Origin of the sequence: Psychrobacter sp. PSP (genome assembly GCF_024085615.1) — a bacterium.
GTDB lineage: Bacteria > Pseudomonadota > Gammaproteobacteria > Pseudomonadales > Moraxellaceae > Psychrobacter > Psychrobacter pacificensis.
In genome coordinates this window covers 57,937-73,793 of record NZ_JABLTF010000020.1, presented here as the reverse complement: position 1 = coordinate 73,793, position 15,857 = coordinate 57,937, and the positions used below count along the sequence as shown (strand labels likewise).

The 15,857-nt window shown below is 43.3% G+C and carries 13 protein-coding genes, 1 tRNA gene and 1 pseudogene; 2 read left to right on the top strand and 13 right to left on the bottom strand.

Annotated features, from left to right (window positions below; all coding sequences use genetic code 11):
- Positions 1-39: 39 nt before the first annotated feature.
- From nusG to HL061_RS10185, 8 genes and pseudogenes are all read right to left on the bottom strand, one after another.
- Positions 40-570, bottom strand: coding sequence for a transcription termination/antitermination protein NusG (gene nusG, locus HL061_RS10220; RefSeq protein ID WP_071002919.1), 531 nt, complete (start codon positions 568-570; stop codon positions 40-42).
- A gap of 71 nt (positions 571-641) precedes the next feature.
- Complete coding sequence (gene secE, locus HL061_RS10215) at positions 642-1,127, bottom strand: preprotein translocase subunit SecE (RefSeq protein ID WP_240365480.1); 486 nt, start codon at positions 1,125-1,127, stop codon at positions 642-644.
- A 51-nt stretch (positions 1,128-1,178) separates the two neighbouring features.
- A tRNA-Trp gene (locus HL061_RS10210) sits at positions 1,179-1,254 on the bottom strand.
- Between the two features lie 427 nt (positions 1,255-1,681).
- A pseudogene (locus HL061_RS10205) lies at positions 1,682-1,786 on the bottom strand (GTP-binding protein); the annotation flags it as partial.
- A gap of 223 nt (positions 1,787-2,009) precedes the next feature.
- The gene (gene fusA / locus HL061_RS10200) at positions 2,010-4,136 is read right to left on the bottom strand and encodes an elongation factor G (RefSeq protein WP_071002917.1); all 2,127 of its coding nucleotides are present in this window, start codon (positions 4,134-4,136) and stop codon (positions 2,010-2,012) included.
- Between the two features lie 351 nt (positions 4,137-4,487).
- Positions 4,488-4,961 carry a 30S ribosomal protein S7 gene (gene rpsG, locus HL061_RS10195; protein WP_057761735.1) on the bottom strand — a complete coding sequence of 158 codons (474 nt, stop codon included), beginning with the start codon at positions 4,959-4,961 and terminating at the stop codon, positions 4,488-4,490.
- A 208-nt stretch (positions 4,962-5,169) separates the two neighbouring features.
- Positions 5,170-5,544, bottom strand: coding sequence for a 30S ribosomal protein S12 (gene rpsL / locus HL061_RS10190; RefSeq protein ID WP_011281154.1), 375 nt, complete (start codon positions 5,542-5,544; stop codon positions 5,170-5,172).
- A 409-nt stretch (positions 5,545-5,953) separates the two neighbouring features.
- Positions 5,954-7,042 (bottom strand): EcsC family protein, encoded by a 1,089-nt coding sequence (locus HL061_RS10185; protein ID WP_071002916.1) that lies wholly within the window; start codon positions 7,040-7,042, stop codon positions 5,954-5,956.
- Between the two features lie 578 nt (positions 7,043-7,620).
- On the opposite strand from HL061_RS10185, the gene HL061_RS10180 reads away from it, so the two are divergent.
- On the top strand, positions 7,621-8,856 hold the full coding sequence (locus HL061_RS10180; RefSeq protein ID WP_240365483.1) for a beta-ketoacyl-ACP synthase II: 1,236 nt from the start codon (positions 7,621-7,623) through the stop codon (positions 8,854-8,856).
- Positions 8,857-8,859: 3 nt separating this feature from the next.
- Positions 8,860-10,548, top strand: a complete 1,689-nt coding sequence (locus tag HL061_RS10175; protein WP_252962795.1) for an anthranilate synthase component I family protein — start codon at positions 8,860-8,862, stop codon at positions 10,546-10,548.
- A gap of 114 nt (positions 10,549-10,662) precedes the next feature.
- Here the strand turns inward: HL061_RS10175 and hisC are convergent, their stop codons facing one another.
- From hisC to HL061_RS10150, 5 genes are all read right to left on the bottom strand, one after another.
- Positions 10,663-11,796, bottom strand: coding sequence for a histidinol-phosphate transaminase (gene hisC, locus HL061_RS10170; RefSeq protein ID WP_240365484.1), 1,134 nt, complete (start codon positions 11,794-11,796; stop codon positions 10,663-10,665).
- Between the two features lie 76 nt (positions 11,797-11,872).
- On the bottom strand, positions 11,873-13,168 hold the full coding sequence (hisD, locus tag HL061_RS10165) for a histidinol dehydrogenase (protein ID WP_252962794.1): 1,296 nt from the start codon (positions 13,166-13,168) through the stop codon (positions 11,873-11,875).
- A 251-nt stretch (positions 13,169-13,419) separates the two neighbouring features.
- Positions 13,420-14,112: an ATP phosphoribosyltransferase gene (hisG, locus tag HL061_RS10160; protein WP_252962793.1), complete on the bottom strand. Its 693-nt coding sequence runs from the start codon at positions 14,110-14,112 to the stop codon at positions 13,420-13,422.
- 96 nt (positions 14,113-14,208) lie between these two features.
- Positions 14,209-15,477, bottom strand: a complete 1,269-nt coding sequence (gene murA / locus HL061_RS10155; RefSeq protein WP_058025508.1) for a UDP-N-acetylglucosamine 1-carboxyvinyltransferase — start codon at positions 15,475-15,477, stop codon at positions 14,209-14,211.
- A gap of 111 nt (positions 15,478-15,588) precedes the next feature.
- Entirely contained in the window at positions 15,589-15,840 is a 252-nt protein-coding gene (locus tag HL061_RS10150; protein ID WP_058025509.1) for a BolA/IbaG family iron-sulfur metabolism protein, read from the bottom strand.
- Between the last annotated feature and the right edge of the window lie 17 nt (positions 15,841-15,857).

Genomic DNA, 15,857 nt, shown 5'->3' with positions numbered 1-15,857 from the left:
TTGACTAACAGCTCCCCGGTTGATTAACTTTTTGCTGATTTAGTCTAGTTTTTCAACTTTACTAAACTCAAGCTCAACCTGCGTAGGTCGATTAAATACGTTTACCGTTAAATGTAGTTTAGACTTCTCATAATCCACTTTTTCTACTAACCCTTTAAAGTCAGTGAATGGACCATCGATAACCAATAACTCTTCGCCTGGCTCAAATAGCGTCTTAGGACGTGGGTCAGTTTCAGTCTGGTTCAAACGGTTCAAAATACGGTCCGCTTCTACTTGCGTAATTGGTGCAGGCATCTCAGGCGTGCCACCAACGAAGCCCATAATACGAGGGCAATCTTTTACGATGTGCCAAGTATTATCGTTCATCTCCATCTGGATCAATACATAACCTGGAAAGAATTTACGCTCACTCTTACGCTTTTTGCCGTCTTTCATTTCGACGACTTCTTCAGTAGGAACCAGTACATCACCGAATGACTCAGCAAAGTCACTACGGTTAATACGATCAGTTAACGAACGTTGTACTTGTTTTTCATATCCTGAAAACGCTTGGACAATATACCAACGCATATCACGCTCCTGATCATTATGAATAAGTCGTTATAAGTAAATCTCTCGTTAATAGTCACTAATACGTGCTATTAACCGATAAAGATACCAACGAACCAATTAAAGAAATTATCTAATAACCAAATAAAAAACCCAACAATTCCGATTACGACAATGACTTGCCATGTGTATTGAAAGGTTTCGTCTTTACCTGGCCATGTCACTCGGCGAAGCTCAACACCTGCGTCTCTTAATAATATTTTAAAAGCACGACCTTGATGCGTCAGCGCCAAGCAAATTAATGCAAATAAAACAAGTGCAACAATAATACCAATACGTACCCAGACATCGTTGGCAGGTTGCCAATAGCCTGGTAGATATTGATTAACGAGAGTCGCACCGATCAAAACAATTGCGGTAAGTAGCCACAAAATCAAATCTTTGATTGAGCCAGTCTTAGCAACTTCAACAGCAGAAGTACCGCTCGCTGAGATGTGCTTATCTTTAGACAGCATTCCACCAGCAACCGCCTTGGCATCAGATAACTTAGTCTCGAGGTTATCTTGATTATTGCTCATAAAGAACTCGCTTCGGAGATGATGGGGTACAACAAAGATGAGATAAGAAGATGGCAGGCGATGTAGGACTCGAACCTACAACCCTCGGTTTTGGAGACCGATGCTCTACCAATTGAGCCAATCGCCTATGGATGTAAAGGACAGCATTATACAATATCCAGCATAGAATGCAAGCCTTTGGCGGTAAAATTGTTAATTTTTACCTGATATTACATCTATCAAAAGTCACTATATTAATTATAGGCTTTCTCGTTATGGTTTAGATTAACCATACACGTTAAATGCAGCGCTAATATAGCAAGCTATGTGGCAAATTACAATACAGTGCATTATAAATAAATAGCCAGTATCAAAAGTCACTCCATCAAAAGAACCATTTTACCAAAACTTAGATCTAATGCTGCAAATACCCCTATTTACCTCCAAAAAAAAGCCACCCTAGATAGGGTGGCTTTTTTATGACTAATTCATAATCTCATTACTGAGACTTAAGTCTTAGTTCAATACGTTAGCAACAACACCAGCGCCTACAGTACGGCCACCTTCACGAAAGCTACGGTTGCGATTGCAGCGGTAAGGGTGGTTTTACCATGGTCAACGTGTCCGATGGTACCGACGTTGACGTGTGGCTTGCTACGTTCAAACTTGGCCTTTGCCATGGGTATTTCCTCTTTTTTTTGGTTCCAAAGCTTAATTCATATAAATATGACAATTAAGAAAATCTTGGTCACCTTAAGATAATTGTTAAAAGGTTACACATACTAATGTGCAGATATTATAAGAAAATTGCGACCAATAACAAGTCTTTTAACAAGTTATTGGCCGATTCTTTAGTGACAATACACAGAGATACTCTATATTGTCACCTTTAGTAAGTTTTATTTACTCGTCATCATCTTTAGAGTTGTACTTAGAGATGATTTCAGCAGCAACTGATTTTGGAATTTCAACGTACTTTTGGAATTCCATTGAATAAGTTGCACGGCCTTGTGACATAGAGCGCATTTGAGTGGCATAACCAAACATTTCCGCTAATGGTACTTCAGCACGAATCTGTTTAGTGCCACCAGGTAGGTCTTCCATACCCTGTACCAAACCACGACGACGGTTAAGATCGCCCATGATGTCGCCCATGTAGTCTTCAGGTGTTTCAACTTCTACTTTCATCACTGGCTCAAGTAGCGCTGGATCAGCTGCTAAGAAACCTTTTTTGAAGGCCATAGAACCTGCCATCTTAAATGACAATTCATCAGAGTCAACGTCATGATAAGAACCATCATACAAAGTCGCTTTTACGCCAACAACTGGGTAGCCTGCAAGTACGCCGTTTTTCATGCGCTCTTGGATACCTTTATCAACAGCACCGTGGAATTCTTTTGGTACCACACCGCCAACAACTTCTTCAGCGAATTCATATTCAGTGTCGCCAGCTGGATCAAGTGGTTCAAGACGTAACCATACGTGACCAAACTTACCACGACCACCTGTTTGACGTACGAATTTGCCTTCTTGTTCAACAGTGTTACGAATCGTCTCACGATAAGCAACCTGAGGTGCGCCGATGTTTGCTTCAACGTTGAATTCACGCTTCATACGGTCAACAAGAATCTCTAGATGCAGCTCACCCATACCACTGATAATCGTCTGACCAGATTCTTCGTCAGTGTGTACACGGAACGATGGATCTTCTTTTGCCAAACGGCCAAGCGCGATTGACATTTTTTCTTGGTCAGCTTTGGTCTTTGGCTCAACCGCTAGAGAGATAACTGGTTCTGGGAATTCCATACGCTCAAGCGTGATCACGTTGTCTTCGTCACATAGCGTATCACCAGTCGTTACATCTTTCATGCCGACTAGGGCTGCGATATCACCTGTACGAATCTCTGCAAGCTCTTCTTGAGAGTTTGCCATCATCTGTACAATACGGCCAACACGCTCACGCTTCATTTTAACTGGGTTATAAACACTGCTACCCTGCTTCATGACACCAGAATAAACACGTACGAAGGTTAAGTTACCAACGAACTTGTCGTTCATGATTTTGAACGCTAGTGCTGAGAAAGGTGCTTCATCTGATGCTTCACGGCTGCCTTCGCTTTCGTCTTTGTCATCAAGAATACCTTTAATAGCAGGTACGTCAATTGGTGCTGGTAGATACTGGATAACCGCATCTAGCATCTTTTGTACGCCTTTGTTTTTAAAGGCAGTACCACAAAGAAGTGGGATGATTTCGTTATCAATAGTCAACTGACGAATAGCACTGTGGATCTGCTCTTCAGTCAACTCACCGTTTTCTAGATATTCGTTCATCAACTCTTCATTGGCTTCAGCAGCACTTTCTACAAGGTACTCGCGATACTCGTCCGCTTTGTCTTGTAGTTCAGTTGGGATATCACGCTCATCATACTGCATACCTTGAGACGCTTCGTCCCAATAGATAGCTTTCATAGTCACTAGATCAACAACGCCTTCGAAGTCATCTTCTTTGCCAATTGGAATAACCAATGGTACTGGCTTGCCGCCAAGACGGGTTTTGATCTGTTCGATAACACGATAGAAATCAGCACCAACACGGTCCATTTTGTTTACAAATGCAAGACGTGGTACTTTGTATTTATTCGCTTGACGCCATACGGTCTCAGACTGTGGCTGAACGCCGCCTACTGCACAGTAAACCATGCAAGCGCCATCAAGTACGCGCATAGAACGTTCAACTTCGATTGTGAAGTCAACGTGACCTGGGGTATCGATGATGTTGATACGGTGTTCGGCAAACTGTTTAGCCATACCTGACCAAAAACAAGTTGTTGCTGCTGAGGTAATAGTAATACCACGCTCTTGTTCTTGCTCCATCCAGTCCATAGTGGCTGCGCCATCATGTACTTCGCCAATTTTGTGGCTAACACCGGTATAGAATAAAACACGCTCAGTAGTGGTCGTTTTACCAGCATCGATGTGCGCTGAAATACCAATATTGCGATAGCGTTTTAGGGGAGTTTTACGAGCCATAGTGTTTTCCTAGGAAAAGTCGTGTATATAATAATGTATTGTGTCTCTACCTCATACTCTATGACAAAGCGTTCAGCTTCGTAATATTACTTACTGATTATTGAGCCTAATACGGACAAAAAAAGAGCAAATACTAAGAATAGTGTGGCATCAAATTTGGGATGTTCTCTAATGAAAGGATGAAAGTCATACTTGTTAAGAGAGACATCTTGATAGATGTCCGCCACCCCAGTCATTAATAAATAACATTTATATATGACCGAATGATGATGGCGGCAATCAATAGAATAAACAACAATGTAAGATTAATGAGTATGAGCTATTAATCTCAAGCTACTGTTAAAAAGTAGCTTAGAAACGGTAATGAGAGAATGCTTTGTTAGCATCTGCCATGCGGTGAACTTCGTCACGCTTTTTCATAGCAGCGCCTTTGCCATCAGCAGCATCATTCAATTCACCAGCTAAACGCAAAGCCATTGATTTTTCAGAACGCTTAGCAGCAGCTTCAGCTAACCAACGCATAGCCAAGGCAGTACGACGGGAGGGGCGTACTTCCATTGGTACTTGATAGGTTGCACCGCCAACGCGGCGAGCTTTTACTTCTACCATTGGGCGTACATTTTCAAGCACTTCTTCGAAGAAAGATACTGGATCTTCAACTTTACGCTTCTCACTTACTGTCTCAAGTGCACCGTAAACGATACGCTCAGCAGTAGATTTTTTACCATCACTCATTACATGGTTGATGAATTTTGCAACAGTTTGGCTACCAAACTTAGGATCCGGTAGGATCTCACGGGCAGCAACGACGCGACGTCTTGGCATAATAAATTTCCTTATCTTCAGGAGTGTCTAACATTCACAACATCGACTACTCATCATTAGGGTATAGCAGCGAGTTATCAGTTAGCCTTACTGCATGGTGGTATGTTTTAAGAGCAAATCACTTATATAAAAGTAATATGACTACTGACACCAAACCCATGCACAGTTATTGGGTAGTACAAAAAGCTTTGTTAATAACGTTTAGTTATTAAACTTTAGGCTTCTTAGCACCGTACTTAGAGCGACCTTGCTTACGGTCTTTAACGCCTGCACAATCTAATGCACCGCGAACAGTGTGATAACGTACACCTGGTAGATCTTTCACACGACCACCACGGATTAGAACAACACTGTGCTCTTGTAGGTTATGACCTTCGCCGCCGATATAGCTTGATACTTCATAGCCTGAAGTCAAACGTACACGACATACTTTACGCATGGCAGAGTTAGGTTTTTTTGGCGTGGTAGTATATACACGAGTACATACACCGCGACGCTGTGGGCACGCTTCCAACGCAGGAACTTTTGACTTTTCCTTGATGGTTTTGCGACCTTTACGAATCAATTGGTTAGTTGTTGCCATAAGGCATCCTTCTCCCGTTTGGTATAAAACAAAAAAATGGGCCAATGCACCATCTATCTGACAATAATTGCAGATTTCTGGGCACCCATTTTTAGGACAGTGTATTATAAAGAGTTGTTGCTGCTATTTCAACCACTTATGAATGGTTTCGCTTTACAACATTTGATAGATATGCATTCATCCTCGCATTATATCACTTTATCGTTTTTTCGCCGAAAAACAGCGTCATAAATAAAGTAAACAAGGCAACCTCAAGCATCATTAAGAAAAGATATTCGAATATAAATGCTACTTGATAGTAACTAAGTGGTGGTATTTATCCTGATTTCAAGTCACCCTATTCAACCGAACCAAAATAAATACCATTTTGCTTATTAATATACAACCTAACTAGCAAATAATATGTCTATTACTTGGCTTTTTTATCAGACGTTTGCTTGTCTGAGTCTTTTTTGCTACTGGTTTCTTCTGTATCGCTATTTTCTTCTGTCTTTTCTGTGTCTTTCTGCGCATCGTTATTACTGGCTTTTTTTACTTCAGCCTCGCTACTACTGTCATCAGTAATGGCACGATTGGCAAGTTTTGCCTCTGGCGCAAAAGTCGCTTTAGCAACGCCAATCACTTCATCAATCAACTGACTGTTATAATGTACGCCGATGGCTACTGCTGTAACGGGAATAAAACGGCGAACCCATAATAGGTTTATTTTGTCCAAATCAATTCCTACTTGTCTAGCAATACTGTCTATTTGCTCAGCATAGTAGTTTACGTTTTGATTTTTTAGACCCAAGTTCTTCAGCTCGCTATGCAACCCGTGGCTCTGAGCATTATCCAGCAAACCTTTACCGATACCCATACCTGCTAGCAATGCTTGTTTTTCTTGCATTTTGCTTAGATCGGCACTTGAGAGCAATTCGTATGCCATTTTCACACCTTGTTTACCTGTGAGCGGCTTATTGTATATAGCTGCAATTTGGTAGACAGTACGTAGAGATACCAATAATAGCCATAAGGTATCAGCAAGTAGACCTGGCAGCCCTGCTAGACCCGTAAGGCCGCCCATTGCTGCAAGTGCACGATTTTGGTTAGCGATGTCAGTTGCAAGTGCATAACGCTCTTCATCATCTAAAGTAGCAATATTGGCAAAGCGATGCTCGTTCGGTAAGTCTAATTGACTCCAGTTTGATGCAAGTTTCGCAACTTGAGCAAACGCGCTATCTACTGTCGATTGAAAAAAGCTGTTTGGTACGACTTTTTTGGCATATTTGCCATAAGTAGCAAAACGTGGACCTAATAATTGCTGCGTAGCCTTTAAGGTTTGCTCACGAAATAAGTCTTGTTGATAATCCTCATCGCCTAAATCTACCGCTTTATATTGGCGCGGTTTGCCTGTTTTGGCATTCATGCTATCAATCATGGAGCCCACGCGCTCTAGGTTGTTGCGTGTGAAAGAGCCAATAGTATTGATACTTTTTGAAAGAGTGCTAGGCTTTGCCATTGTGATGTCCTTAATATGATGAATAATAATGTGATGAATAATTTTTTTAGTAATAGTGATATGAATGTGTTTAATCTTCAAGCTATCAGTGTAATAAGTCAAGGCCGTTCCTGTCAGTGCGAACAATGTTATCGCAATCACAAATTTTGTATCTAAAAGTACAACTTAATTTTTGTCCGACTTAACCATAGCATTTAGCTTGCCCACATTGTTTTTCATAAACAATAAAGCGATTGCTCAAACAACAAGGTTTCATAGCCACTCAATTTCTCATTACCTTGTAGCGATAGAGGCTATTTCGCCATTATTTTACACTTGTCCAAAGATTTTCACTGCTTGATACGTTATCATGTGCCGTAAGTGAGAGCATAATTGTACACTGAAATGACATTGTCTTTAATAGTCTGGCGTTATCGTCTTTAATAGTCTGGCGTTAGCTAAATTCATGCTATCGTTATCTACATAGGCTGTTTTTTCATTATAATGCTCAAATTCATTCATCGTTAAACATTACATATAGATTTACAACGATTATTGCAACCAATTGCTAGCAAGTCGTTACTCATAAGGAATAGCATATGCGCCGCGTCGTCATCACTGGAGCAGGGATTGTCTCTTGTATCGGACATGATCTAGACACTGTCACTACCGCTCTCAAAGAAGGGCAATCTGGTATCACATATAATGATTCTTACGCTGAGCACGAGTTTAAATCACACGTGAGCGGTAGTATCAATCAATCAGAACTAGATACTAGTGGTATCGATCGTAAACTCAAACGCTTTTTTAGTGATGCCAGTCTGTACGCTTATGTCAGTGCACTAAACGCCATTGAACATTCAGGACTGTCACTTGACACCATTAATAACAATCCACGTGTGGGTGTGGTCGCAAGCTCAGGCGGTGCGTCAACAGAAAACATCGTGAACGCTGTGGATGCCATGCGTGAAAAAGGTCTACGCGGTGTCGGTGCGATGGCTGTACCTAAAACCATGGGCAGCTCAGTATCAGCAGCCCTAGCCACTGGTCTAAAAATCCAAGGTGTCTCCTACTCGCTTTCCTCTGCTTGCGCAACCTCGACTCATTGTATCGGTCATGCCGCTGAGCTTATCCAACTGGGTAAAGCTGATGTAATATTGGCTGGTGGTAGTGAAGCTGAGCATTGGACACAGTCTTGTATGTTCGATGCGATGGGTGCAGTGAGCACTCAATATAACGACACGCCAACACTCGCTTCAAGAGCTTATGATAAAGATCGCGACGGGTTTGTGATTGCTGCTGGTAGCGCGATGGTTGTGGTAGAAAGTTTAGAGCATGCTCAAGCACGTGGCGCCAATATCTTGGCTGAAATCGTGGGTTACGGTGCTACCTCTGATGGTGCCGAGATGGTTGCGCCAAGTGGCGAAGGCGCTGTACGCTGTATGCAACAAGCCTTAGCTGAAGCTGGCCTAGAAAGCGTTGATTATATCAATAGCCACGGCACCAGCACACCGCTGGGCGATATCACTGAACTCAAGGCGATTGCCAAAGTCTTTGATAATGATGTCAGTAAAGTACCGGCTATCAGCTCAACCAAATCCATGACTGGTCATAGCTTAGGTGCTGTCGGTGCGCAAGAGCTGATTTACTGCCTACTTATGCTACAAGACGGCTTTATCGCACCGAGCATCAACGTTGACAACCTAGATCCTGCAGCTGAAGGTTTCGATATTGTTACCCAGATGCGTGAATCAAACCTTGAAACCTTGATGAGCAATAGCTTCGGCTTTGGTGGTACTAACGCCACGCTCATCATCAAAAAATTCGACGCTTAAACCATGCTCGCACCAAATCAAACGATAACTAAGCAGACAGATTCTGCGCCATCGCCAGCTAGTAAATCTAGCTGGCGTTTTGGTGATTTGTCAGCGGCTGAATTAATGCCACAGCTAAGACGCCATTTACTTAACCAAGATGATGCAGCAAATTGGCAATTGGCTTGGTTAAATAATGATGGACGACCAGTAATTGGTTTGCTGCCTAAAGTCAGCTGGTCGGTTTATCCAACTGATCAAAAACCTTCTAAAGATTCAGTCAATACTTATAGAGTGGTTAAAAACTGCCGTGATAACTGCTCTACTCATAGCGAAAATACCATGACAGCCTATATGAGTTATCTAGAATGGCAAAATGAGCTTATTGCTTATAGCAAAGCTTATGATACCGATAATAATAGCTCAAATAACGTAAACCCGAAAAGCACAAAACCCTGTTATCATCATGGTCTGATTGGTTTTATCGGTTACGATATCGCTGCTTATGAGTTAAGTCCTGCAGACAGAATCGAATTGGCAAATCAGCCTTGTGCCTCATTAGGGCATTACGATATCTATCTAACACCTGCTGCCAATACTGATACCGGTTGGGAGCTAAAAAGCATTCAAACCAATAGCAGCTCTAATGAAGCTGTCGGCAACAAGTCAAAAGATGAGTTCATAGTTGCTCTGACATCCTACCTAGATGAACTGGATAAAAAGCTGTCCGACAAATATCTCAATCAAGCACAATCTAAGCACACATCACATACTATACCTGTCGTCCTAACGGCACGATGGAGTAAGCGTGATTATCAGCAAGCATTTGATCGTACTCAAGACTATCTACAGCAAGGCGATTGCTATCAAATCAACCTGACGCAAAAGTGGTCGGGCTATCTGCCATATAAAAACGATGCGACTCAACCAACTTCAGCGCTTATCGATTATCTGCCTGCGCTACATCATAATACTAAAGCACCTTTTGCAGGCTATTTAAGCGTTGATGGTGCGAGCGTTGAGCACGTTGATACCTTTAACCACAGTTTTGAGTTATTAAGCTGCTCGCCTGAGCTGTTCTTTACATTTACCAAAAACAAAGTGACTGATAAGCACCATATCCTGACCAAGCCAATCAAAGGCACTATGCCTCGTGGCTCCACTGACAAGCAAGATGAATCGTATAAGCAACAACTGGTCGATAGCGAAAAAGACCGTGCCGAAAATGTCATGATTGTGGATCTACTGCGTAATGATTTGGGTAAATATGCCAAAATCGGTAGCGTAAAAGTACCGCAACTGTTTGCGATTGAGAGCTTTAGTAACGTGCATCATATGGTCAGTACCATCACTGCTGAGCTAAAAACTGACACTCACCCGTTGACTGTACTGTTTGGTAGTCTGCCTGCTGGCTCCATCACAGGCACGCCCAAAAAACGCGCGGTCGAAATCATCGCTGAATTAGAGTCTACACCACGCGGTGCTTATTGCGGCACCATGGGTTATATGAATTTTGATGGCAGTGGTCAATGGAATGTACTCATTCGTACATTGCAAGCTGGTGCTTCATTAACTGATGAATTTAATAAAGAAAAACACATAAATCTATGGGCGGGTGGCGGTATTACGGTCGCGTCTGATTGTAATGCTGAATATCAAGAGTGCTTAGATAAGGTAGGCAATCTACTGGCGGTGTTGGCGAAAAAAGTATAAACGACTGAAATACTATTTTGCGCTGGCCTCTAAAGAAAAAAGCCTGCTTAACATTGCGCTAGCAGGCTTTTTTGGTACTTATCGATAGCATTTACTACACAAGCAGGTAAACCATTAATCAGCCGTCATGCTAGTCTCTGTATGCAGCTCTTTTAGCGTATCAATCAAGCGCTCATGCTGCTCGGCGGTACCAACAGTAATACGCAAATACTCACTAATGCGCGGCTTATCAAAATGGCGAACGATAATCCCTTGATCACGCAATGCACTCGCCACAGCACTTGCATTACCATCTTTTGGACGGGCAAAGATAAAGTTGGCATGCGAGGGCAATACTTTATAGCCTAGCGCCGTCAACTCTTCGGTCAATGACGTACGCAAATCGATAACCTGTTGGCGCGTTTGCTCAAAATAATCCACATCTAGCACACTTGCCGTCGCACCAGCTTGCGCTAGCTTATCCAGTGGATAGCTATTAAAGCTATTTTTCATACGCGTCAATGCTTCAATCAACGAAGCACTACCAAAGGCCATCCCAACACGTAAACCAGCAAGTGACCGTGATTTTGAAAAGGTCTGCGTCACGATAACGTTGTCACACTCATTGATTAAACTGACCGCTGAGACTTGCGAGCCTGTACTGTCTGCATCAGCCTGCGCAAAATCAATGTATGCCTCGTCAATTACAATCACGGCATTAGAATGCTCGCTGGCTAGCTTACGGATATCAGCAAGTGATAGGAGTAAACCTGTTGGCGCATTTGGGTTGGCAATGATGATACCGCTACAAGGCTGGCGATAAGCATCAGGATCAATACTAAAATCGTCTTCTAATGGGATTTTGACAAGATGCACACCAAAAGTCTGTGCATAGACAGGATAAAAGCTGTAGCCAATATCAGGTGATAAAAGCGGACGCTCTTTTAGGAAGAAACTGGCAAATATAAGCGCCAATACTTCATCTGAGCCATTACCGACAAACACTTGGCTGACATCAAGGTCATATGCTTGTGCCAATGCAGCACGCAGGTCATTGGACTCAGGTGCCGGATATAAACGCAGCTCTTGCGCTTGCTGGGTGAGTACTTTAGCGATTGCCTCTCCTACTTTTGGTGAGGGCGGAAATGGGTTTTCATTGGTGTTCAGTTTGCACAAGTTATTATGCTGTGGCTGTTCACCCGGTACATAGGGTGATAAGTTGCGTGCTTTAGACGACCACAGCCTATTATCTATCTTTGTCTCACTCATAAATTATCCTACTAATTAGCCATACAGACTATTAAAAATATCTATCAAAAGTAAAAATGAAGACGCTCAAAATATCTTACTGATAACGATAACGGGCTGAGCGCGCATGGGCTTCTAAGTCCTCTCGCTGCGCTAAAATATCAGCCGTCTCAGCCAATGGCTTGCTGCCGGATTCACTGCAATAAATAATTGATGATTTCTTCTGAAAGTCATAGACACCTAAAGGTGAAGAAAAGCGCGCAGTACCAGAGGTTGGCAATACATGGTTCGGTCCTGCACAGTAATCGCCAATCGCTTCAGGCGTGTGACGACCCATAAAGATAGCACCCGCATGACGAATATCATCTAACAATGCATCAGGGTTATCAACGGATAACTCCAAATGCTCAGGAGCAATACGATTAATCAGTGCCATACCCTCGCTACGATCTTTTACCAAAATAAGTGCACCACGATTTTGCAGCGAGTCACGCGCGATATCTGCTTTTGGCAGCTCAGCGAGTGCTCTTTCTATCTCTAACTCGACTTCTTTTAACTGCGCCTCACTGGTCGTCACAAAGATAGCTTGAGCGATACGGTCGTGCTCTGCTTGCGACAACAAATCCATCGCGAGCCAATCAGCTCGATCTTGCGCTTCACCCTCTGCATATACCAACACTTCTGAGGGGCCTGCAATCATATCAATGCCGACTTGTCCAAATACTGCGCGTTTGGCTGCCGCGACATACTTATTACCCGGCCCTGTGATTTTATCCACCGCTGGAATGGTTTCGGTACCGTAGGCTAAAGCTGCTACCGCCTGTGCGCCGCCAATGGTAAAGACACGGTCAACTTGAGCCAAATGAGCGGCTGCTAATACCAATGGATTAAGCACGCCTTTAGGTGCTGGCACGACCATGATAACTTCAGTAACCCCAGCTACTTTGGCAGGAATAGCATTCATCAATACTGATGATGGATAAGATGCCAAACCACCCGGCACATAAATACCAACGCGATCAAGTGGCGTGACTTTTTGACCTAAGCGATTGCCTAGCTCATCTTCATATTGCCACGTTTCTTGTACTTGGCGCTCATGAAAAGTCTGTACCCGAGTAGCTGCTGTGGTCAATGCCGTTTTTACATTCTCATCCAGATTGGTAAATGCGTCGGCAAGTGCTTCTTTAGACAGCTCTAATTCTTGCATCGTTGTCGCTGGATGCTGATCGAATTGCTGAGTTAATGCCAATACGACGCTATCACCATCCGCACGTACTTGTGCGATGATATCGTCAACGGCATGCAATAATTCAGCATCATTGACGGTTTCAAAGGCAAGCAGTTGTGTCAATTGATTGTCAAAATCGGCATCTTGGGTACTTAACTGGCGCATGACCTAATCCTATATCTGAGCATAAAATACTGCTGAAAATAAACGGCGTGAATATAACTAAAGTATGCTTATTATTCACAAATATGGCGACTTACTGGCTGTCTTCTTGTCTAAATTTTACGGTGATTTTATTTTTTCGCAAGCTAATACAACAAAACCAGTGTAGCACGCTATGACAGACATAGAGCGCTAAACTGGTTTAAAAATTCGTATCACCATGCTTTATATTACCAATGATTGACACCGGTTTACTAGGCATTGGCAATACTGTTTTTAAAGCTATCTAAAATGGGTTCTAGTAACGCAAATTTGCGCTTATAGCTGACTTGATTGACGATAAGACGTGATGACACATCACAAATATGATCGCGCGCTTCAAGTCCATTCGCGCGTAGGGTATTACCCGTATCAACCACATCGACAATCAAATCGCCCAAGCTCACCAATGGTGCCAGCTCCATTGAACCGTAAAGCTTGATAACATCAACTTGCTGACCTTGGCTCGCAAAATAAGCGCGCGCTACATTGACATATTTGGTCGCGATACGCAGACGACGATTGGGCAGTGGTGCGTCTTTTACGCCAGCGGTCATCAATTTGCACTGAGCGATTTTTAAATCAAGCAGTTCATACACGTGGTTCGCGCCATGCTCAAGCAGCACATCTTTACCTGCTACACCAAAATCAGCCGCACCGTGCTCGACATAGGTTGGTACGTCGCTTGCACGCAAAATTAATACACGTACATTTGGGTTTGAGGTTGGAAAAATAAGTTTGCGCGAGGCTTCAGGGTCTTCTAAAAGATCAACACCCGCTGCACGTAGCAGTGGCATCGTCTCTTCTAAAATACGGCCTTTTGATAACGCCAACGTTAGACCTGAAAACGCATCGTTTACTTCGTTTAGTAGACCATCGGCTGGTGCAGGTTTGCTTGTCTCAGTCATAATGACATCGTGTCCATATGCAGTTAGTTTCCCCATTCAAGGGAAGTTTTAATGTATAACGTAATTCATGTATAAACTACGGTTGACCTATCAGTATTAGCCGTTGGTATTGACACGCTGGATATTCACACCAAGGCTACGCAGCTTGTCTTCGACATGCTCATAACCACGGTCAATATGATAAATGCGGTCAATCAAGCTCTCGCCTTCTGCCGTTGCAGCCGCCATCACCAGTGACATAGAAGCGCGTAAATCTGTTGCCATAACTGGTGCCGCCGTAAAGTTCTCGACACCTCTGATCACCGCAGTATGTCCATCCACTTGGATAGATGCACCCAAGCGGTTTAGTTCAGGTACGTGCATATAGCGGTTTTCAAAGATGTTTTCGATAATGGTACTGGTCCCATCAGCCAGACAGCAAATCGCCATCAACTGAGCTTGCATGTCTGTTGGAAAACCTGGATGTGGCTGAGTCCGAATATCCACTGGCTTTGGACGACCTTTCATCTGCGCGCGAATCCAGTCATCACCTGTGGTGATCACTGCACCCATCGCTTCAAACTTCTCAAGCACTGGGTACAATAAAGAGGCTGTAGTTTTTTTGGTCAACACATCCCCTTGAGTCATCAAGGCACCAGCAAGATATGAGCCTGTCTCAATACGATCCGGTACCACTGAATACTCACAACCGTGTAGACGTTCGACCCCTTCAATGGTCATCGTCGAAGTACCGATGCCGCTGATTTTGGCGCCCATCGCAACCAGCATATTGGCTAAATCGACTACTTCTGGCTCTAATGCACAGTTAGCCAAAACGGTCGTGCCTTTAGCTAATGCCGCTGCCATGATGACGTTTTCCGTACCGCCAACTGTCACCATATCAAATGAGAAGTGGCAACCAATCAGCTTACCACCTTTAGGCGCTTGCGCTTTCACGTAACCGTTCTCTACGCTGATTACCGCACCCATCGCTTCAAACGCTTTTAGATGCTGATCAACAGGACGTGAACCAATCGCACAGCCACCTGGTAACGACACTTCAGCTTCGCCAAAACGCGCCAGTAATGGACCTAATACCAAAATTGACGCGCGCATGGTTTTTACCAAATCATACGGCGCATAAAAGTTATCAATAGTTTTGGTATCACAAGTGACCGTATCGCCCTGCTTTTGGATATCAATCCCCATGCCACTGATCAATTCAATCAATGTTCGTACGTCTTTTAATGACGGCACATTATGCAATGTCGTTGGCGTCTCAGCCAATATCATCGCAGCAAGCAATGGCAAGGCGGCATTTTTGGCACCTGAAATAGTAACTTCCCCTGCGATACGACTACTACCAGTGATTAAAAATTGATCCATAAAGGTGACAACCTAGCGATGAGTATAGAAAATGGTGAAAACGAGCAGTAAAGAATCCTTATGTCTGTTAAACGAACTCTTCGATTGCCAGTTAGATAGATAGCTATATAATTAGCCTTTTGATTGAGCGTCCCACTCAGCAGGCGTTAGCGCTTGAATATTGAGGGCGTGAATATCGCCACTCGCAATCTTATCATTAACCAGCGCATAAATGGCTTGCTGACGTTGAACGGCGCGTTTGCCTTCAAAGCTTGCATCAACCACGCGCACGTCAAATTTATTGCCTTGATTGGCAGCTTGGATAAAAGCGTCTGGGAAGTGAGTCTGTAAAAATGCGATCAAATCGTCAGCGTTCATGCTCATAAAATAGTCTGCCTTAA

Coding starts and splice junctions, on each gene's coding strand:
- nusG (WP_071002919.1), bottom strand. CDS start 570: ATGCGTTGGTATATTGTCCAAGCGTTTTCAGGATATGAAAAACAAGTA.
- secE (WP_240365480.1), bottom strand. CDS start 1,127: ATGAGCAATAATCAAGATAACCTCGAGACTAAGTTATCTGATGCCAAG.
- fusA (WP_071002917.1), bottom strand. CDS start 4,136: ATGGCTCGTAAAACTCCCCTAAAACGCTATCGCAATATTGGTATTTCA.
- rpsG (WP_057761735.1), bottom strand. CDS start 4,961: ATGCCAAGACGTCGCGTCGTTGCTGCCCGTGAGATCCTACCGGATCCT.
- rpsL (WP_011281154.1), bottom strand. CDS start 5,544: ATGGCAACAACTAACCAATTGATTCGTAAAGGTCGCAAAACCATCAAG.
- HL061_RS10185 (WP_071002916.1), bottom strand. CDS start 7,042: ATGGCAAAGCCTAGCACTCTTTCAAAAAGTATCAATACTATTGGCTCT.
- HL061_RS10180 (WP_240365483.1), top strand. CDS start 7,621: ATGCGCCGCGTCGTCATCACTGGAGCAGGGATTGTCTCTTGTATCGGA.
- HL061_RS10175 (WP_252962795.1), top strand. CDS start 8,860: ATGCTCGCACCAAATCAAACGATAACTAAGCAGACAGATTCTGCGCCA.
- hisC (WP_240365484.1), bottom strand. CDS start 11,796: ATGAGTGAGACAAAGATAGATAATAGGCTGTGGTCGTCTAAAGCACGC.
- hisD (WP_252962794.1), bottom strand. CDS start 13,168: ATGCGCCAGTTAAGTACCCAAGATGCCGATTTTGACAATCAATTGACA.
- hisG (WP_252962793.1), bottom strand. CDS start 14,112: ATGACTGAGACAAGCAAACCTGCACCAGCCGATGGTCTACTAAACGAA.
- murA (WP_058025508.1), bottom strand. CDS start 15,477: ATGGATCAATTTTTAATCACTGGTAGTAGTCGTATCGCAGGGGAAGTT.
- HL061_RS10150 (WP_058025509.1), bottom strand. CDS start 15,840: ATGAGCATGAACGCTGACGATTTGATCGCATTTTTACAGACTCACTTC.